The organism is Idiomarina ramblicola, assembly GCF_003987255.1.
In the GTDB taxonomy this organism is placed as follows: domain Bacteria; phylum Pseudomonadota; class Gammaproteobacteria; order Enterobacterales; family Alteromonadaceae; genus Idiomarina; species Idiomarina ramblicola.
Window position 1 is genome coordinate 577604 of the sequence record NZ_PIQC01000001.1, and the last position, 18986, is coordinate 596589.

18 protein-coding genes and 1 other annotated feature are annotated in these 18986 nt (G+C 48.5%); of the genes, 13 read left to right on the forward strand and 5 right to left on the reverse strand.

The window, feature by feature from the left end; all coding sequences use genetic code 11:
• Positions 1 to 12: 12 nt before the first annotated feature.
• From CWI78_RS02810 to CWI78_RS02820, 3 genes are all read right to left on the reverse strand, one after another.
• Entirely contained in the window at positions 13 to 840 is an 828-nt protein-coding gene (locus CWI78_RS02810; RefSeq protein ID WP_126780044.1) for a PHP domain-containing protein, read from the reverse strand.
• Positions 840 to 2861, reverse strand: coding sequence for an NADPH-dependent 2,4-dienoyl-CoA reductase (locus tag CWI78_RS02815; RefSeq protein ID WP_126780046.1), 2022 nt, complete (start codon positions 2859 to 2861; stop codon positions 840 to 842). The genes CWI78_RS02810 and CWI78_RS02815 overlap by 1 nt, the downstream gene beginning before the upstream one ends.
• A 70-nt stretch (positions 2862 to 2931) precedes the next feature.
• Positions 2932 to 3630, reverse strand: a complete 699-nt coding sequence (locus tag CWI78_RS02820; protein ID WP_244213055.1) for a hypothetical protein — start codon at positions 3628 to 3630, stop codon at positions 2932 to 2934.
• Positions 3631 to 3752: 122 nt separating this feature from the next.
• On the opposite strand from CWI78_RS02820, the gene CWI78_RS02825 reads away from it, so the two are divergent.
• The 12 genes from CWI78_RS02825 to CWI78_RS02880 all read left to right on the forward strand — a co-directional run bounded on the left by CWI78_RS02825 (position 3753) and on the right by CWI78_RS02880 (position 16445).
• A complete protein-coding gene (locus CWI78_RS02825; RefSeq protein WP_126780048.1) occupies positions 3753 to 5288 on the forward strand; it encodes a S10 family peptidase in 1536 nt (511 codons plus the stop codon).
• A gap of 115 nt (positions 5289 to 5403) precedes the next feature.
• Positions 5404 to 5508 (forward strand) — a sequence feature (Trp leader region).
• 53 nt (positions 5509 to 5561) lie between these two features.
• Positions 5562 to 7160, forward strand: a complete 1599-nt coding sequence (locus tag CWI78_RS02830; protein ID WP_126780050.1) for an anthranilate synthase component 1 — start codon at positions 5562 to 5564, stop codon at positions 7158 to 7160.
• Entirely contained in the window at positions 7160 to 7795 is a 636-nt protein-coding gene (locus CWI78_RS02835) for an anthranilate synthase component II (RefSeq protein WP_126780052.1), read from the forward strand. The genes CWI78_RS02830 and CWI78_RS02835 overlap by 1 nt, the downstream gene beginning before the upstream one ends.
• Positions 7792 to 8805, forward strand: coding sequence for an anthranilate phosphoribosyltransferase (trpD, locus tag CWI78_RS02840; RefSeq protein ID WP_126780054.1), 1014 nt, complete (start codon positions 7792 to 7794; stop codon positions 8803 to 8805). The genes CWI78_RS02835 and trpD overlap by 4 nt, the downstream gene beginning before the upstream one ends.
• Positions 8798 to 10252, forward strand: coding sequence for a bifunctional indole-3-glycerol-phosphate synthase TrpC/phosphoribosylanthranilate isomerase TrpF (trpCF, locus tag CWI78_RS02845; protein ID WP_126780056.1), 1455 nt, complete (start codon positions 8798 to 8800; stop codon positions 10250 to 10252). Before trpD ends, trpCF begins: the two co-directional genes overlap by 8 nt.
• Complete coding sequence (gene trpB / locus CWI78_RS02850) at positions 10249 to 11460, forward strand: tryptophan synthase subunit beta (protein WP_126780058.1); 1212 nt, start codon at positions 10249 to 10251, stop codon at positions 11458 to 11460. Before trpCF ends, trpB begins: the two co-directional genes overlap by 4 nt.
• Entirely contained in the window at positions 11457 to 12266 is an 810-nt protein-coding gene (gene trpA / locus CWI78_RS02855) for a tryptophan synthase subunit alpha (protein WP_126780060.1), read from the forward strand. Before trpB ends, trpA begins: the two co-directional genes overlap by 4 nt.
• 20 nt (positions 12267 to 12286) lie before the next feature.
• Positions 12287 to 12829, forward strand: a complete 543-nt coding sequence (ispZ, locus tag CWI78_RS02860) for a septation protein IspZ (protein ID WP_126780062.1) — start codon at positions 12287 to 12289, stop codon at positions 12827 to 12829.
• Positions 12829 to 13131 carry a YciI family protein gene (locus tag CWI78_RS02865; RefSeq protein ID WP_126780064.1) on the forward strand — a complete coding sequence of 101 codons (303 nt, stop codon included), beginning with the start codon at positions 12829 to 12831 and terminating at the stop codon, positions 13129 to 13131. Before ispZ ends, CWI78_RS02865 begins: the two co-directional genes overlap by 1 nt.
• A gap of 18 nt (positions 13132 to 13149) precedes the next feature.
• On the forward strand, positions 13150 to 13998 hold the full coding sequence (locus tag CWI78_RS02870) for an alpha/beta hydrolase family protein (protein WP_126780065.1): 849 nt from the start codon (positions 13150 to 13152) through the stop codon (positions 13996 to 13998).
• Between the two features lie 46 nt (positions 13999 to 14044).
• Positions 14045 to 15307 (forward strand): MgtC/SapB family protein, encoded by a 1263-nt coding sequence (locus CWI78_RS02875; RefSeq protein ID WP_126780067.1) that lies wholly within the window; start codon positions 14045 to 14047, stop codon positions 15305 to 15307.
• A 10-nt stretch (positions 15308 to 15317) separates the two neighbouring features.
• Positions 15318 to 16445: a DSD1 family PLP-dependent enzyme gene (locus CWI78_RS02880; protein WP_126780069.1), complete on the forward strand. Its 1128-nt coding sequence runs from the start codon at positions 15318 to 15320 to the stop codon at positions 16443 to 16445.
• On the opposite strand, the gene CWI78_RS02885 is transcribed toward CWI78_RS02880, so the two are convergent.
• The gene (locus tag CWI78_RS02885; protein ID WP_126780071.1) at positions 16432 to 17406 is read right to left on the reverse strand and encodes a GlxA family transcriptional regulator; all 975 of its coding nucleotides are present in this window, start codon (positions 17404 to 17406) and stop codon (positions 16432 to 16434) included. The two genes, CWI78_RS02880 and CWI78_RS02885, sit on opposite strands and share 14 nt — an antisense overlap.
• A 21-nt stretch (positions 17407 to 17427) precedes the next feature.
• Positions 17428 to 18198 carry an MBL fold metallo-hydrolase gene (locus CWI78_RS02890; protein ID WP_126780072.1) on the reverse strand — a complete coding sequence of 257 codons (771 nt, stop codon included), beginning with the start codon at positions 18196 to 18198 and terminating at the stop codon, positions 17428 to 17430.
• A gap of 167 nt (positions 18199 to 18365) precedes the next feature.
• Here CWI78_RS02890 and CWI78_RS02895 point away from each other — a divergent pair, with 167 nt between their 5' ends.
• Entirely contained in the window at positions 18366 to 18986 is a 621-nt protein-coding gene (locus tag CWI78_RS02895; protein ID WP_126780074.1) for a thiol:disulfide interchange protein DsbA/DsbL, read from the forward strand.

The window sequence follows — 18986 nt, forward strand, 5'->3', positions numbered from 1 at the left end:
CCCTCAATCCTTCTACTGTGCCCAATGCTCCCATATTGGCACACAGTCCGCCGGCAGACAAAGGTTTTTGCCAAGTTCACGCCAATTCCCGGGATAGTGAAAATCGGAGCCCTGAGAGGCGAATAACCCGTATTCCTGGCTCATTTTAGCCAAGGCATCACGGTGACCGGGAGACTGCTGACACAAGCTCACTTCCATTGCATCAAGTCCCCAGTCTTTACCTTCTACCAACAGCTTTCGCAGCCACTTATTTGACATTTTATAGCCATGGGGGTGCGCCAGCACGGCTTTGCCTCCGGCACTATGAATCGCATTTATTGCCTCTGGAATATCGCACCACTCGGGGTTTACATAGGCGCTGTTACCTTTACCAATATAGCGATCAAAGGCCTGCTGCGGTTTGCTGACGGTACCTTTACGCACCATCGCATCGGCGATGTGTTTGCGTGTTGGCATTCCTTCCGCCAGACAATCCTCTGCGGATAAGCTCACACCACGCTGATACAGCTTTTCCAGCATGGCATCAAAACGATCGTAACGACGTTGCTGCTGCTCGCTCAACAACGCTTTTAACTGCGCTTCTTCATCATCGATATTGAGCCCGACAATGTGAATCTCAAAGCTATGCCAGCGACAACTGATTTCAACCCCATTAATCAATTCAATCGGCAGTTTTTCTCGAGCAATCAGCTCATTCGCTTCGGGCAGTCCAGCAACACAATCATGATCGGTAATTGCCAGCACATCGACTTCTTGCTCGCACGCCCGGTGCAGAAGCTCGGAGACTGACAACGAGCCGTCCGAGTGCGTACTGTGGCAGTGCAAATCATATACTGGCATTAAATCTCCGCCGCCAGTTCTGTCCCCTGACGAATAGCTCGTTTAGCATCAAGTTCTGCAGCAACATCGGCACCGCCAATTAAGTGCACAGCCTGACCGGCAGACTGCAGCGCGTCGTGCAAGGAACGTTGCGGTACTTGCCCCGCACAAATAATAACATTATCGACTTCCAGCAATTGCTTTTCACCTTCACGCTCTATTTCGATACCTTCAGGCACGATGCGATGATAGGTCACTCCATTCCACATATTCACAGATTTACTTTTTAACTCGTTGCGATGTACCCAGCCAGAGGTTTTACCTAAACCTTTACCGACTTTGCTCTCTTTACGCTGAAGCAACCACACCTGACGTGGGCTGGATTCCGGTTGTTGCGGCTTCAGTCCACCGCGGTCACTATAACTTTTATCAATACCCCAGCGCTCTGACCACTCTGACTCATCCAATGTGAGTGACTTTTCGGTGGTCAGGTATTCAGAGACATCGAAGCCAATACCACCGGCGCCAATTACCGCCACTTTTTTACCAACCGCTTTATGATCGCGCAGAACATCTAAGTAACCCAGCACATGCGGTAAATCAACACCTGGAATATCCACCTGCCGTGGACTCACTCCAGTTGCCAGAACTACATCGTCGTATTTTTCTGCCAGCAGTCCTTCGCAGGTTTGCTCTTTTCCAAGCTTCAAATTAACGCCTGTGTCTTCAAGGCGGTATTTAAAGTAGCGTAGAGTTTCATAAAACTCTTCTTTACCCGGAATCTGTTTAGCGTAATTAAACTGACCACCGATTTCTTCAAACTTATCGTACAAATCGACCTGGTGTCCGCGCTCTGCAGCATGACAGGCAAAGGCAAGCCCTGCCGGACCAGAACCAATCACCGCAATACGCTTTTTCTGCTCAGCAGGCTTCATGACCAGCTCTTGCTCAAAACACGCCCGCGGATTAACCAAACAGGAAGCTCGTTTGTTCTCAAACACATGGTCCAGACAAGCCTGATTGCAGGCGATACAGGTATTAATCCGTTCAGACTGACCTTGCTCTGCTTTCTTAACAAACTCCGGGTCAGCCAGTAACGGTCGTGCCATAGAAACCATGTCAGCCTGATTGCTTTCCAGAATATGCTCGGCAATTTCGGGCGTGTTGATACGGTTAACAGCAACCACCGGAACCGATAATTCACGACGCACACGCTCAGTTATCCAACTAAAGGCACCACGTGGCACTGAGGTCACAATGGTCGGTACCCGGGCTTCATGCCAACCAATACCCGTATTAATAATGGTCACGCCCGCTTGTTCCAATAGCTTGCCCAGTTGCAGAACTTCGTCCAGCTTATGACCATCGTCAACCAGGTCAAGCATCGACAAACGGAAAATAATAATCGATTTTTCGCCCACAGCTTCGCGTACTGCTTTGACAATTTCCAAAGGAAAACGCATCCGGTTTTCAAAGCTGCCGCCCCAATTATCATCGCGCTTATTCGTTCTTGGACACAAAAACTGGTTAATCAGATAGCCTTCAGAACCCATAATTTCAACACCATCATAACCTGCTTTTTGAGCCAGCTTAGCGCCGCGGGCATAGTGCTTAATGGTTTTTAAAATTTGGCGCTCAGACATGGCTTTCGGCTTAAACGGGTTTATCGGGGCTTTTATCGCGCTGGGAGCCAATGAAAATGGGTGATAGCTGTAGCGGCCCGCATGCAGAAGCTGCAGACATATTTTACTGCCATACTTGTGCACGGCATCGGTCACCTGACGGTGTTTTCCCACATGCCAGGGTTTCGACATTTCACTACCAAAAGGCGCCAAGCGCCCCCGAAAGTTCGGACTGATACCGCCGGTGACAATAAGGCCAACACCACCTTTAGCCCGCTCTTCATAGAAGGAGGCTAATTTACTAAAGCCATTTTTTTCTTCTTCCAGGCCAGTATGCATTGACCCCATCAACACTCGGTTTTTTAACGTTGTGAAGCCGAGATCCAGGGGTTTTAGTAAATTTGGGTATGAATTTGCCACGCCAACCTCTTATTTTAAACGGGTGTTTAACTTTTCCTAACTGTACTGCTTAAACCCATTTAACTCAAGCTCAGAACGCCATAGCTTCACGTAATAAAAAGCGCGAAAGTGCCATACTATCGACTTGTAAATCCGGGCTACCATTACGGACTTGCTCTGCTACCTGCTCAAGAATTGGCCAGAGCAGCTCCTTTACCTGAGCATTAGGATTTTGCATTGACTGCAAGTCCTGCAAAGCAAGTTCACTGACATGAACACTTAAAATCGGCTCGCCCCGATCAAACAGGTTGATAGTGACATCTTCCATCAGCCACTCATCAACTCCCCAGTTTAGCGGTACCGAATTGACCTTTTGCACCTTGACCGAATTCATTTGCTCCAAAAACTCATGCAAATTTGAACGTCCAGTATCGTAATAAGCGACCGTTAACTGAGCCCCGGACACGGCAACTTTTGAAATATCGACACGACTGCTGCCCAGTGCCTGCCAATCACCGGTTAACACCAACTGTTTGGCTAATAAAAGTTGATTCTCCGGCTCGGACAAGGCGTCCACACGAGTTGCAAAACGAACATTCTTTGCGGTCAGACCATCGGTTAACGAGTTAACCTCAAGTTCGCCTACTTCCAGGTCCGCATTTAACTGCTCCGAGGCCATTGTCTGTAAACCCTCTTTCATTGCATCGGACAAGTTCTGAGCAGTAGCAGACAGGCTGATGAACGGAAGTAACAGCCAAAAAGCCGCCCGCGTTAGGTGTGTAATTTTCATCGATGACCTCATTCAAATAGGATCCAGTCGCAGGAATAAACCCAATAATCGCATAACCTTTGACTCTTTAAAGTAATTATTTGTTAATCTGAGGCAAGATTATAAAAACGGAGAACAATCTTATGCACAAGAGTCTCGCTTTAGTTGCCTCTTTATCTTTAATGGGCTGCTCAATCGTTTCTGCCCCTGTTACTGCAGAAGAAGCCCCGAATAACCATAAACGCATGCTGCCGGTCGACACCGAAGTGGTTACTGAGCACAGCGTAGAAATTAAAGGCGAAACTGTGGATTACACTGCCACCGCCGGTACTCAGCCAGTGTGGGACGACGAAGGTAACCCTACCGCCTCCCTGTTTTACACCTATTATGAACGTCAGGACGTTGATAACCGCGAATCTCGTCCGATTGTATACTCCTTTAACGGTGGCCCGGGTTCGGCATCGGTTTGGATGCACATTGCTTACACTGGTCCAAAAGTGCTAAACCTGAGCGATGAAGGTTACCCGGTTCAGCCTTATGGCGTGCAGGACAACCCGCACTCCATTCTCGATGTTGCTGACATTGTCTTTATTAACCCGGTTAACACCGGCTATTCACGCGTACTGCCAAATGAAGAAGGTGAAATGCCTTCGCGTGCAGAACAAAAAGAGAAATTCTTCGGCGTAAACTCCGACGTTAAATATCTGGCGGAGTGGATGAATACTTTTACTTCACGCATGAACCGCTGGCAGTCGCCTAAGTACTTAATTGGCGAAAGCTATGGTACAACTCGTGTATCGGGCCTTGCACTAGAGCTTCAGAATAGCCAGTGGATGTATTTGAACGGTGTTGTTTTGGTTTCACCAACCGATATCGGCATTGACCGTGACGGACCGGTAAAACAAGCGAACCAATTACCTTACTTTGCAGCAGCCGCCTGGTATCACGACGCACTGCCAGAGGCTTTACAGAGTAAAGATTTAGACGAGTTATTGCCTGAAGTGGAGCGTTTCACTTTGGATCAATACCTACCTGCATTAGCCAAAGGCGCCATGCTTACGGAAAGCGAGCGTGAACAAATGGCGGAACAAGTGGCGAAATACTCAGGCCTTTCTAAGCAGGCTGTACTGGATAACAACCTGGCACCGAGCACCTGGTATTTCTGGAAAGAGTTACTGCGTGACCGTGACCGTACCATTGGCCGTTTAGACTCGCGTTACCTTGGCCTTGATGAAAAACGCGCTGGTGATCGTCCCGACTTTAACGCCGAGCTAACCTCATGGTTACATTCGTTCACACCCGCGATTAACTACTACCTGCGTGAAGAGCTTAACTTTGTTACCGATATTAAATACAACATGTTTGGCCCAGTTCACCCATGGGATCGCACCAACAACAACACTGGTAAGCAACTGCGTCAGGCCATGGCACAAAACCCTTACCTGAACGTGTTAGTGCAATCAGGTTACTTCGACGGCGCAACCAACTATTTCGACGCGAAGTACACAACCTGGCATTTGGATCCAAGTACTCAGATGACTGATCGCATTGACTTTAAAGGTTACCGTAGCGGTCATATGATGTATCTGCGCCGTGCTGACCTGGAGAAGGCGAATGATGATTTACGCGAGTTTATTCGTCAGTCGGATTCAAAAGGCAAACCGGCAGAATATAAATAGAAAGTATAAACTGAAAGAAAAACAACTATTGACAGACTTTCGCGCAAGCGTTAGTTTGTCAGCATTAAATTGAATTAAGAGAGCTATACAACTTATGTTTTTACGTACAACAACCCAACATTGGTGGTGGCACTTCCCAAACGAGCGGGTGGTGTAGTTGTGCGTATAACGTAAATAGCTTCACTTTGAGAAACCCGCTCCTTTGAGCGGGTTTTTTTATTGCCGTTTCACTGGAGCAGGTTTGAAAAACAACAAGATAAAACGAGGTCTGAGGTGAAAAACCTGACAACTGAACAAGACGGCAATTTGGAGACACTGAGAGTGTCACTGCCTTATCAGGCGGAGCCACTACAAGTATTTCAGAATACTTGCAGCACACAAGGTGAGCATTTACTGCTGGACTCAGCCGATATCGGCACCAAGCAGCAGGTAAAGAGCTTGCTGCTGATTGATGCAGCATTACGAATTACCTGTAACAATCAACAGGTCACTATCGATGCCCTGACTGATAACGGCTCTGCCTTGCTCAGCTGGATTGAAGAACAGCTTAAAGATAGTGCCGCCATTGAAAGAACGCCTGAACAACTGAGGTTAACTTTCAGTGCAGCAAATACACCGATTGACGAAGACTCCCGCTTACGTCAAGTCAGTAACATGGAACCGCTGCGACTACTCCAGCAAAACCTCAATAAAGCAAACGAAACAGCAAAACAGCACCCGTTTTCTGTCTTTCTCGGCGGCGCTTTCGCCTATGACTTTGTTGCCAGCTACGAGCAGCTGCCCGAAGTTGAAGAAGGCGAAAACAACTGCCCTGACTATGTCTTTTACCTGGCAGAAACCTTGCTGATTATTAATCATCAACAGCAAACCACTGAGCTGCTTGGCAGTGTTTTCAGCGGTGAAGGTCACGACCAGCGTTATCAGGCTATGAGTCAGCGTATAGGAGAGCTGGCAGCGCGCTGTCAGCTGCCGGTAATAGAACCTCAACCTCAGCCGATTGATGTAAAAGTAACAGCCACACCCTCAGCAGAAGAGTTTGCAGCCATTGTTACCCGGCTAAAAGAAAACATTGTGGCGGGCGATATTTTTCAGGTAGTGCCGTCCCGACGTTTTAAAATGCCCTGCCCTGATCCGTTAGCCGCTTACCAGCAGTTGAAGAAGAATAACCCCTCACCCTATATGTTTTTTATGAGTCATCCGGATTTTTGCCTGTTTGGAGCCTCACCTGAGTCTGCACTGAAATATCAGCAGGACACCAATCAGGTAGAGCTTTACCCTATTGCCGGTACCCGTCCGCGCGGCAAAAATGCCGATGGCAATATTAACCCAGACTTAGACAGCCGCATGGAACTGGAACTGCGGCTTGACCAAAAAGAACTCGCAGAACATTTAATGCTGGTTGATTTAGCCCGTAACGATTTAGCCCGTATTAGCGAGACCGGCACTCGTTACGTTGCCGACCTGCTTCAGGTTGACCGTTATTCTCATGTTATGCACCTGGTTTCACGCGTGGTGGCAAAACTGCGGGACGACTGCGATGCTCTTCACGCTTACCGCGCCTGCATGAATATGGGCACTTTAGTGGGAGCCCCCAAAGTTAGCGCTGCGACTCTTATCCGTCAGGTCGAACAACAACGTCGCGGCAGCTACGGCGGCGCTGTTGGGTATCTGGCCGGTAATGGCGACATGGATACCTGTATTGTTATTCGTTCCGCTTTTGTTAAGAACCATGAGGCCATAGTGCAGGCCGGTGCCGGCGTCGTACATGACTCAGACCCAGCCAGTGAAGTCGCCGAAACAGAGAATAAAGCTAAGGCCGTTATCCTGGCAATTCAGCAAGCCCATACTCAGTCCAACCAGGAGGCGCTATAATGACTCAGCCGACACGTATTGTACTCATTGATAACGTCGACTCGTTCTCGTACAACTTAGTGGATGAACTGCGTCAGTTAGGCTTTCCGTTGGTCGTTTACCGTAATCAGGTGGCTGCAATGGACGTGATTGAGCAACTGGAGAATTACAGCGGCTCTCAATTGGTTTGCCTATCGCCTGGACCTGGACACCCGGCAAACGCAGGCAACTTAATGGAAGTGATCCGATACTGCAGCGGCCGAATACCTATGCTGGGTATTTGCCTGGGCTTTCAGGCGCTGATTGAGCACGCAGGCGGACGAGTTGATACCTGCGGTGAAATTGTTCACGGCAAAACCGCTAAAGTCGAAACCGTCCCACACCCGGTATTTGTCAGTGCGACAGATAACAACCAGTGCGTTGTGGCTCGCTATCACTCATTAAGTGGTTACGACCTTCCGGACAAAACGAGGATAATCGCCAGTTTAGAAGGGCCTGACGGTAGCATTCCTATGGCTGCAGAGTTTCTCTGTGAAAAAGGAAGTGACACCAACGCCATTGGTTTTCAGTTTCATCCGGAATCGCTTTTAACGCCAAAGGGCAAGCAATTACTTAGTAACAGTATTCAGTATTTATTAACAGGAGCAAAGCCATGAAAGCCCTACAAACTCTGATGTCTGGTGAGGCTCTGACACAAGATCAAACCCGTGAGTTTTTCCAGCGCTTAATTAAAGGCGAGCTCAACGACATTCAGGTAACTGCGGCGCTCATTGCCATGAAAATGCGCGGCGAAACCCCAGCCGAGTTAGCCGGTGCCGCTGAAGCGATATTGTCCGCCGCAAAGCCATTTTTGCGCCCCGACACCACTGTCATTGACAGTTGCGGTACCGGTGGCGATGGCAGCAATACCATCAACCTTTCCACGACGGCAGCTTTGGTTGCCGCCAGTATGGGTCTGGCGGTAGCCAAACATGGTAACCGCAGTGTGTCTTCGCGCTCAGGCTCTGCCGATGTGCTCGAAGCATTAAAGCTTCGCGTGAATCTGGATCCTTCGGATGCCTCTGCCCAGTTGGCCGATAACGGCTTTTGCTTTTTATTTGCTCCGCATTATCACCCGGGCATTAAACACGCTATGCCGGTAAGACAAACGCTGAAAACACGCACCTTATTCAACCTAATTGGTCCTTTAGTGAACCCCGCGCGCCCCGATGCTCAACTGCTCGGCGTGTATAGCGAGGAATGGGTAAGACCCATGGCTGAGACCCTGCAACGACTGGGGGTTAAACGTGCTATGGTCGTGCATGGAAGTGGACTGGATGAACTGGCGCTGCACGGCCCAACACAAGTCATTGAACTGCGCGATGGCGAGCTGAGTGAGTATCAGGTGAATCCCAACGACTTCGGCGTACCAACAGCCCCTCTGAGCGAGCTAAAAGGCGGCGATGCTGACTTTAACGCCCGTATTCTGGAAGACATTCTGGCCGGCGGCGGTAGCCCCGCGCAACGCCACTCGGTTGCCATGAACGTTGCTGCGTTGCTCTATTTAAGTGGGCAATACAACGATATGAAGGCCGCAACCGCAGCAACACTGGAGCATTTAGATACCGGCCAGGCACTCTTGCACTTACGCCGCGTACAGGATACCCAGGAGACTTACCATGTCTGACAGCATCAGCTTGAAAAAGAATGTGCTTAAAACCATTGTCGAGCGCAAAGTTGAGCAAAACAAAGCTCAGGCTGAAATGATGCCGTTAGCGGAAATTCAATCTCAACTTAGCACCAGTGATCGCAGCTTATATGACGCATTGAGTGGTGAGCAGGCAGGTTTTATTCTGGAATGTAAAAAAGCCTCCCCGTCAAAAGGTCTAATTCGTGCTGACTTTGATGCGCCACTGTTGGCAAAAAGCTACCAGCCTTATGCTGCGGCCATTTCCGTATTAACCGAGCCTGAGTTTTTTCAGGGACGGCTGGATTATCTGACCGCCGTGCGCCGACAAGTGAACCAGCCCATTTTATGCAAAGACTTTTTTATCGATGAAGAGCAGGTTTACCGCGCCCGTTACTTTGGTGCAGACGCTATTCTGCTTATGCTGTCTGTACTCGATGATGCACAGTATACCATCCTGCGTGATATTGCTGAATCGCTTGCGATGGATGTACTCACTGAGGTTGCCAACGAAGACGAAATGAAACGCGCCGCAAACCTGGGCGCGAACATTATTGGTATTAACCACCGCGACTTAACGGACTTAAGCATTGAGCCGAACCGCAGCGCACAATTAGCTCCGCTGGCACCGGAGAATGCCTTACTCATTGCTGAGTCCGGATTTTCAGAACACACGGACATTCGCCGGGTTGCTCCCTTTGTTAACGGCTTCCTTATTGGCAGCGCATTGAGCGCTCAGCCAGACGTTGATTTAGCCTGTCGAAAACTGCTTTTCGGGCAAAACAAAGTCTGCGGCCTGACTCGTGCTGAAGATGCAATTAACGCCCGCTCACAAGGCGCCGCATATGGTGGATTGATATTTGTTGAGCACTCTCCCCGCTGCGTTACCCAGCAGCAGGCGAAAGAAATAACAGCCGAAGCCACTGGCCTTGAGTACGTCGGTGTTTTTGCTGATCAGCCGTTAGAGAGCCTTATCGAAACGGCCGGAAAAGTCGGTCTTTCCGCTATTCAACTGCATGGTCATGAAGATATCGACTATGTTGTTCAATTACGTCAGCAATTGCGTCAAGCCGATCTGGAAGCCGTCAGAATATGGAAAGCTTTAGCGATTGAAAGCCCGGCGCAATTGCCGGACCTTCCGGTTGATGCCTTTGTTCTGGACAACCGCGGTGGCGGCAGCGGCAAGGCTTTTAACTGGGAATTGTTGACGCCATTAAGTCATGAAGAAAGACAACGCTGCCTGCTAGCCGGAGGCATTGGCCCCGACAGTATTAGCAGTGCCATTGAATTAGGTTTTGCCGGAGTCGACATTAACTCTCAAGCAGAGTGGAAGCCCGGCGTTAAAAATAGCCGTAAAATAGCTCAAACATTCACGAAAATTCGCCACTACGGCCGATTTTCGTCAAACAAAGTATCAGAGAAGCATACCCAACAGGAGGCTGTATGAGTCAGTCATTACCCGCTTATTTTGGCGATTTCGGCGGCCAGTTTGTTCCTGAGATCTTACTACCTGCCTTAGAACAACTGGAGCAGGCTTTTATTGATGCACAGCAGGACGAGGATTTTCAGGCCGAGTTTCGCGGATTACTGAAGAACTACTTAGGCAGACCGACTCCGCTGAGTTTATGCCGTAATCTGCCGCTGGAAAGCCCTAACAAAACAAAAATTTATCTCAAACGTGAAGACTTACTTCACGGCGGCGCCCATAAAACTAATCAGGTGCTGGGTCAGGCGTTGCTGGCTAAGCGTATGGGTAAGACACGCATTATTGCTGAAACCGGTGCCGGACAGCACGGCACCGCAACCGCCCTTGCCTGTGCCCTGCTGGACTTAGAGTGCATTATCTATATGGGCAAAAAAGACGTTGAGCGCCAGCAGCCAAACGTCTTTCGCATGGAGCTAATGGGCGCGAAAGTTGTGCCCGTGGATACCGGTAGCGGCACGTTAAAAGACGCGGTCAACGAAGCACTGCGCGACTGGACTTCCAGTTACCCGAATACTCATTACTTATTAGGAACAGCCGCCGGGGCGCACCCCTTTCCGACCATAGTACGTGAATTCCACCGCATGATTGGTGAGGAATCTAAGGCCCAAATTAAAGAACAGGCTGGTCGCTTGCCGGACGAAGTGATCGCTTGCGTGGGTGGCGGTTCAAATGCTATTGGCATGTTCGCCGACTTCATCGACGACGAAGACGTCGAGCTGGTAGGTGTCGAGCCTGCCGGTAAAGGCGTCGAAACAAAACATCACGGTGCTACGCTAACCGCCGGAAAGCCCGGAATTTTACACGGTTGCCTCTCATTTTTAATGCAAAACCCAGAAGGGCAAATCGAAGAGTCCTATTCGGTATCAGCTGGCCTGGATTACCCTGGTGTAGGTCCTCAGCATGCGCATCTAAAAGCCATTGGACGCGCGCGCTATGAATCAGTAACCGATGACGAGGCGCTCGAAGCCTTTAAGTTACTCTCTCGTCATGAAGGCATTATTCCGGCTCTGGAGTCAGCACATGCTTTAGCTTATGCGCTGAAACGCGCAGCAGAACCAGGCGCTCCAGAAATTCTCTTGATCAACTTGTCGGGACGCGGCGACAAAGACATTGACCACGTACGCCGTATTTTTAGCGCTCAGAATAGTGCTACGGAGGAACAACAATGAGCCGTTATGAAGCTTGTTTTGCACAATTGGAGGCTGATAACCAGGGCGCTTTTGTGCCATTCGTCACCATAGGCGATCCAAACCCCAGCCAAAGTGTGGAAGTTATCAAGGCCCTCATCGATGGCGGTGCTGATGCACTGGAACTTGGGCTGCCATTTTCTGACCCTGTGGCTGATGGCCCCATGATTCAAAGGGCAAACCTGCGGGCCTTAGACTCAGGAACAACCTTTAACGATATTTTGCAGATTTTAAGAGAAGTTCGCGATTATTCACCGCAAATACCCATTGGGTTATTAGTCTACGCCAACTTAATCTACGCTAAAGGTGTTCGTGAGTTTTATCAGCAAATGAAAGAGGCTGGCGTCGATTCAGTACTTATTGCCGACGTTCCAACCAAGGAAGCCAAACGTTTTGCCACCATTGCCAAAGAAATTGGTATAGACGCAGTGTTTATTGCGCCACCGGATGCCAGCGACACGCTGTTAGTGAGCATTGCTGAGCAATGCTCAGGTTATGTCTATCTGCTGAGCCGCTCAGGCGTTACCGGAGCCGACACGCAAATGCAGGCGCCAGCATCTGAGCTGATTAACAAACTGAAAGAAGCCGGTGCGCCGCCAACGTTTCTTGGGTTTGGTATCTCTCAGCCTGAACATGTACAGCGAGCTTTAGCGGCGGGGGCAGACGGCGCGATTAGTGGCTCGGCTGTGGTTGCGCTTATTGAGAAAAACCTCGACAATAATGCGCAGCAAATAGCGGATTTAAAAACTTTTGTAAAAAGCATGAAAGCCGCAACCCAATTGTCTTAGAGTTGCCACCGGAGTAGTTAATGGCCCTGTTATTAGAATATTTACCCATAGTCGCCTTTTTTGTGTTTTACAAAATGGCGGATATTTACGTCGCTACCGGCGTGCTAATGGTGGGGACCGTGGTTCAGTTAATAGGTTTAAAATTACTGAAGCATCCGCTGACTACTCGCCATTGGGTATTACCGATTGTCGTCATATTCTTTGGCTCACTTACTCTAATACTTCACGACGATTGGTTTATTAAGATGAAGGTTTCTGCAATTTATGCCGCTATCGCGTTATTCCTTATAGGAAGCTTATTCTTAAAAAAAACCAACATCATTAGGTCGCTTCGTGGTAAAGACATTAACCTGCCAGATGTTGTCTGGTTAAAACTCACCTATGCGTGGATCCTATTTTGTTTGGTATTAGCGGTACTTAACCTCTATATCGCCGAATTCTGGAGTCAGGAAGCCTGGGTTAACTTTAAAGTCTTTGGCATTCTCGCTGCTACATTTCTGTTTGTTCTTGGTACAGAACTTTATATACACAAGCACACAGAGGAAGAGGAGAACGCAAACTAATGTGGTTTGTTATTTTCGCAGAAGACCATGAAAACTCATTAGAAGGTCGAAAGCAGGCACGCCCGGCTCACCTTGAGCGCTTAAAAGCCTTACAGAATGACGGTCGCTTGCTGGTCGCTGGCCCCTGCCCGGCTATTGCAGAACTTGACCCGGGTGTACTTGGTTTTACCGGTTCTGTCGTCATCGCTGAGTTTGAGACTCAGGAAGAAGCTGAACAATGGGCCAAGGACGATCCTTACTGGCAAGCGGGTGTCTATAAAAAAACAACGGTAAAGCCATTTAACACCGTTTTACCGAACTAACCAAATGAACCAGTGACTATGCAAAGCGTCGAGCTCACCACCAATAATCGCTACGTCCACTGTGTCCGTTTTGAGCCTGAATCGACCGCTAAGGCCACGATTGTTATAGCCGCCGCTCTGGGTGTGAAACAGCGTTTTTATCAGCCCATAGCCCGTTGGCTAAGCGAGCAGGGTTATCGAGTCATTACTTTTGACTATTACGGTATTGGTCAGTCAGTTGATAAGCCGCTTAAGCAAATAAAGTCCGATATTATCGACTGGGCTGAACTCGACATCACCTCAGTGCTTGACTACGCACAGTCCTGCCAAAAGGGTGAACCATTAATCTGGCTGGCTCACAGCCTGGGTGGTCAAATTGTTGCCATGGCACATAATGCCAACAAGATAGATAAAATGGTGACCATAGCCAGCGGCACCGGGTATTGGCTCAAAGCCAGTAAGCAGGTTCGCCGTACCTCTTGGCTACTTTGGTACTTTGCGGTTCCCATCAGCACGCCTATTGCCGGTTACTTTCCCGGTAAACGCTTAAACATGGTTGGTGATATGCCTGCCGCTGCCATGAAACAATGGAGTCGCTGGTGCCGCAGTAAAGACTACTTGTTCGATAACATCAGCACGGAACAAAAAGCCCGGTATAAAGCATTCTCGGCACCCATCAGCGCCTTTCATGTTACTGACGATGAGTTGTTGCAACGCGCCAATATCGAAAACCTGCTAGCGCACTACCCTAACGCAGACAAAGTATTGAAAGACTTGAGCCCGGAAATGACTGAAAGCAACGGCATAGGTCATTTCAATTTTTTTCGCAGCCAATTCAAAGAGTCGCTCTGGCGTAAAAACTTGCTAGAAGCATTACAGGTCAATTAAAGTCAGTAATACAGATACTTTACAACCCTGAAAAGGATGCCTCGCAATGCACTCTCAAATGGAACTGGCGTTATCGTTACTGGCAGCCCTTACACTCGGCCTGATGATAGGCTTTGAGCGTGGCTGGAATGGTAGAGAAAGTGATGAAGGCTCTCGAGTAGCCGGTATTCGAACGTTCAGTTTAATCGGCTTGAGCGGTGGCATCTTTGCTATTCTTGCTGAGCAGTGGGGTGTGTGGCTCATCGTTACCGGATTTATTGTCGTCGCCATACTTATCGCTGTCTCTTTCATTAACTACAGCCAGCTCTCTGAAAATGCCGGTATTACAACTGAATTTTCCATGCTGCTGACTTTTGCTCTGGCGATTTGGGCGGCTTCAGGTAATCCACTCCCGGCACTCATGTGTGGTGCGCTTGTTGTTGCCCTTTTGGGCCATAAAAAAAGCCTGCATAAATTACTTCATCATATTTCACCAAGGACTTTTTACTCTGGCATTACCTTACTGCTGATATCGGTGGTTATTTTACCTTTGCTACCAAACGAAGGTTATGGCCCCTGGCAGGCATTGAACCCCTATTGGCTCTGGTGGATGGTTGTCTTAATTTCAGGTCTGTCCTTTATTGGTTACCTTTTCACCCAGTTACTGGGAGAAAAACGAGGCACGTTAATTACCGCAATCGCCGGCGGGTTTGCCTCTTCCACTGCCGTTACCCTAACCATGGCCAGGTTCGCGAAAAAGAACCCTCGTACTGTGATTTATTCGGTTGGCATGTTAGTTACCTGCTGCATTATGTTTCCCAGAGTTCTGATTGAAGTGTTTGTTGTTAATCGCGAACTTCTATCGGCTTTATGGCTTCCGGTTTTGCTCATGCTCGCTGGTTTATCCGTCGTTATGGTGCTTATGTACTGGCAGCAGAAAAAAGCTGCCTCTGCGGAAACCGCCGACATGACGATAGACAATCCATTGCAGTTGGTTACAGCCCTGCAGTTTGGTTTGTTGCTGGCTGTGATACTGCTATTATCCGAAGCAATGAAAAACTGGTTTGGGGACGCCGGAATATACAGTCTGGCAATTATCTCCGGACTGATAGACGTCAATGCAATCACCCTTTCATTATCGCGTTCAGCTCAAGGGGAGCTTTCTCACCCAGTGGCAGCAATGGGGATCCTGTTAGCCTGTGCCAGCAACACCCTGTTTAAAGGCATTATGTTCGCCTCAGTTGCTGGCATTAAATTGCACTACCGTTACGCAATTTACATGACGTTAGCCGTAACGCCAGGGCTACTGTATGGCATTTGGCAACTTTAAGGGAGAATTCATGAGTACTGTTCCTGACTGGATTACCGAACCGGACACACCTTATTTGCTGATTGATGAGGCTAAATTACGAAATAACATTGACTACCTTAGACAACGGATCGAGTCTCTGGGGAGTCGCTTGCGGCCTCACCTAAAAACTTTGCGCACGTTAGAAGCAGCTGAGTATTTACTCGATAGTAAGAATGCTCCGGCCACAGTATCCACGTTAGCTGAGGCGGAGGCTTACGCGAAGGCTGGTTATACCGATTTACTTTATGCTGTTGGCATAGCGCCGGCAAAACTGGCGCGTGTAGCGGCGCTGCGGCAACAAGGCATCAGCCTGCATATTTTGTTAGATAATATGATGCAGGCACAGGCCGTTATCGATTTCGCTCAGCAGTCTGGACAAGACTTTTCCGTTTTTATCGAAATAGACAGCGATGATCACCGCGGTGGTATTAAACCCAGAGATCCGCAGTTGTTAGACATTGCAAAAGCACTTGGGGCTCATTTTACCGGTTTAATGACCCATGCCGGTGGCTCATACGCCTGTCATACAGAACAAGGCTTAAAAGATTTCGCAAAACGAGAATGCGATGCCGTGCGAGTTGCACGATACAAGCTGGAATCCGCCGGCCTTCCGTGCGCCATAACCAGCGTAGGTTCAACGCCGACAGCACATTTTGGCGAGGACTTTAGCGACATTAGTGAAGTCAGAGCCGGCGTTTACACCACCTTTGACTTAGTCATGAAAAACATCGGCGTGTGCGACTTTTCGGACATAGCCATGTCGGTAGTCACAACAGTCATTGGCCACAACAAAGAAAAAAATTGGTTGCTGACCGACAGCGGCTGGATGGCCCTGTCGCGTGATCGCGGTACCGCGGGCCAGAGTCAGGACTTTGGCTATGGGCAAGTCTGCAGAACAGACGGCTCTCTGCTGGAAGGTCTTTGTGTTAACAGTACATCGCAGGAACACGGTGTTATTGAATTAACCGACGATTACCAACCAGAAGACTTTCCGGTTGGCCATCAGCTACGCATTATGCCTAACCACGCCTGCGCCACTGCGGCTATGCATCCAGTTTACCATGTACTTATGAGCGATGGGTCACATAATACCTGGCAACGCATTATTGGCTGGTAGCTTCTCCCCGAAAGGTTTTTCGCCACTCACTTGGGGAAACATTAAATTGCGCTTTAAAGTGGCTTCTCAATGAAAGAGCTGAGTTGAAACCGCACTGGCTTGCAATGACATCAATTGGCAAGCCGGTCGACTCCAGAAGATCCTGGCTAAAACGCAAGCGTTCGTTCACCAACCAGTCCCCGACTGACATCCCGGTAGCTTTCTGAAACTGGCGGCTGAATGTTCGGCGAGTCATCATAACGCGTTCAGCCAGCCCGTCCAGGCTGTGGCTTTCTCCCAAATTCAGTCTTAGGTGATCCAGCAATTCGTTAATACGGCTATTGGGTGTCGATTTTGGTACCGGTCTGTCAATAAATTGAGCCTGCCCGCCGTTACGATAAGGCGGTATCACCATACGTCGCGCCACTTTATTGGCAACTTCGCTGCCGTATTGCTGACGCACCAAGTATAAACAGCAATCAAGTCCCGCACCGGTTCCGGCCGATGTGACAATATTTCCACTGTCCACATACAGCGAGTTAGAGTCCAGAGTTACATCTGGAAAACGCTTTTGAAAGTCCGGCTCAAATTCCCAGTGCGTTGAAGCTTTCTTGCCAGAAAGCAGACCCGCATAAGCCAAAACATAAGTTCCCAGACACAAGCCCACAATCTGTGCCCCCCGGTCATAGGCTTTTCTCAATTCATCCAGCAAGGGCTGATGAGGACGCTCCGCCGGGTTTCGCCAAAAGGGCACAATGACAATGTCCGCACTTCTTAACCCGGTAACATCATATTCAGGCGTTATTTGAAGCCCCGCATTCGACTTAAGCTCCCCAACTTCGCCGGCGCAGATCCTTAAATCAAAAAGAGGCTGCTCCGGCATAATGTCTTTAAAAATAATGCAGGGGACAGAAAAGTGAAATGAGCTGAACTGATTAAATGCCACTAAAGCAACAACTGGGGCAACAACTGGCTGTTTCATAACTGTCCCTCTGAAAAACGTTTAAAAACTATAACTTTCACCGTCTTCCGGTACCAACACTGAATTAGTAATACTCTTTTCTACTAAAAATTGACGTAACTCCACGCGCGATAACGCGGCGTGATTCACCGATTCCATATGGCTGGCAATTAATGTCGCTTCCGGCGCCGCTTTATGAACCTGGTAAACGTCTTCTTTATCCATAATAATGGAACCTAACTGAGGTATCTGAGCATCTCCGGCGTTCAGTATAACTACCTCTGGTTGGTATTGTTTCAAGCTATTCTCAACATAAGCATTCCAGACCGTGTCACCCGCCAAATAAAGCGTCTTTTCCCCATCATGCTTAAAGACAACACCGCAAACCTCACCCAATACATCCCTGGCCATCGACAAAGTTACATCACTGCCATGCTGTCCCGGTGTTTTGTGTAATGCCATGCCTTCAAACTCAGTATTTTCGGTGAGTATTTGAAGGTTCATGAAGCCTTGCTCTTTAAGCACATGAGCATCCGCTTCGTGCTGCACGAAAATCAGCTTGTCCTTCGGAATGCTCTGCACTGCCACTTCATCCCAGTGATCGGGGTGCGTATGTGTGACAATCACCGCATCCACATCTAAGATTTCATCCATCGACAAGGGCAGACCAACAGTAGGATTACGCAAATGGCTGTTTAGCGTGCCTTCAAAGCCAGGGTAGCGCCCTTTCTCCGCCAGCATAGGATCAATTAAAAAGGTTTTTCCGGCAAAAATAAGCTTTAGTGTCGCATTACGAATTTGTGTAAATTTCATCATAGTCTCCGTTGTTGTTTACGGAAGCTATTGTTATCAATAAACACAACAAAGAAGAGTGGCCTGATGGACATTTACCGATAGAATCGGGACAACCTCAATTGTTCTTATCATAATTACCTGTAATACTTATTACCAACAATAATAAAAAAGAAAAGGAGTTCGCTATGCTAGTAAGAATGACAATGTTCGTTTGCGCACTATTCATGGCAGCCACATTGCAGGCACAAGAGTTTTCTGAAAACAAACACTACGAAGTTTTAGATAGACCAGCTTCGACAACGCCTGAAATTATCGAGTACTTCTCTTTTTATTGCATGGCCTGTTACCGTTTCGAGCCCATCGCAAAGGAACTTGCCGCTACCTTTCCTGAAGCCTTTAAGAAGTCACACACGTCAGGGTTGAGCCCTAAACCGGGCATAGGCAGCAAAATGACTCAAGCTTATTCACTCGCCTTAATGCTGAACAAAGAGCAGGCTATTAGCGAGAGTATTTTTAAGCAGCAATTCGAGCAACGTCAGTCGATTGATAGCCTCGAAAAAATTAAAGAGATTTTTGTTCAGGCCGGCGTTTCTGAAAGCGACTTTAAACGTGGCTTCAATAACTTTTCGGTAAAGGCCCGCGCCAGCCAAATGGACAAAGACGCCCGCGATAAAGACATTTCCGGCACCCCAACATTGGTTGTGAACGGGAAGTACAAAATTCTGATGAAAGGATTCCGCGACAGTGACGATCTTATCGGTGACTTAAAGCTCGCTATCAAGCAGCTAATGAGCAAGTCTTCATAA

Bases quoted from the DNA above. Each gene is read 5' to 3' on its own strand.
- CWI78_RS02810 (WP_126780044.1), bottom strand. From the start codon at position 840: ATGCCAGTATATGATTTGCACTGCCACAGTACGCACTCGGACGGCTCG.
- CWI78_RS02820 (WP_244213055.1), bottom strand. From the start codon at position 3,630: ATGAAAATTACACACCTAACGCGGGCGGCTTTTTGGCTGTTACTTCCG.
- CWI78_RS02825 (WP_126780048.1), top strand. From the start codon at position 3,753: ATGCACAAGAGTCTCGCTTTAGTTGCCTCTTTATCTTTAATGGGCTGC.
- CWI78_RS02835 (WP_126780052.1), top strand. From the start codon at position 7,160: ATGACTCAGCCGACACGTATTGTACTCATTGATAACGTCGACTCGTTC.
- trpD (WP_126780054.1), top strand. From the start codon at position 7,792: ATGAAAGCCCTACAAACTCTGATGTCTGGTGAGGCTCTGACACAAGAT.
- trpCF (WP_126780056.1), top strand. From the start codon at position 8,798: ATGTCTGACAGCATCAGCTTGAAAAAGAATGTGCTTAAAACCATTGTC.
- trpB (WP_126780058.1), top strand. From the start codon at position 10,249: ATGAGTCAGTCATTACCCGCTTATTTTGGCGATTTCGGCGGCCAGTTT.
- trpA (WP_126780060.1), top strand. From the start codon at position 11,457: ATGAGCCGTTATGAAGCTTGTTTTGCACAATTGGAGGCTGATAACCAG.
- ispZ (WP_126780062.1), top strand. From the start codon at position 12,287: ATGGCCCTGTTATTAGAATATTTACCCATAGTCGCCTTTTTTGTGTTT.
- CWI78_RS02865 (WP_126780064.1), top strand. From the start codon at position 12,829: ATGTGGTTTGTTATTTTCGCAGAAGACCATGAAAACTCATTAGAAGGT.
- CWI78_RS02870 (WP_126780065.1), top strand. From the start codon at position 13,150: ATGCAAAGCGTCGAGCTCACCACCAATAATCGCTACGTCCACTGTGTC.
- CWI78_RS02875 (WP_126780067.1), top strand. From the start codon at position 14,045: ATGCACTCTCAAATGGAACTGGCGTTATCGTTACTGGCAGCCCTTACA.
- CWI78_RS02880 (WP_126780069.1), top strand. From the start codon at position 15,318: ATGAGTACTGTTCCTGACTGGATTACCGAACCGGACACACCTTATTTG.
- CWI78_RS02885 (WP_126780071.1), bottom strand. From the start codon at position 17,406: ATGAAACAGCCAGTTGTTGCCCCAGTTGTTGCTTTAGTGGCATTTAAT.
- CWI78_RS02890 (WP_126780072.1), bottom strand. From the start codon at position 18,198: ATGAAATTTACACAAATTCGTAATGCGACACTAAAGCTTATTTTTGCC.
- CWI78_RS02895 (WP_126780074.1), top strand. From the start codon at position 18,366: ATGCTAGTAAGAATGACAATGTTCGTTTGCGCACTATTCATGGCAGCC.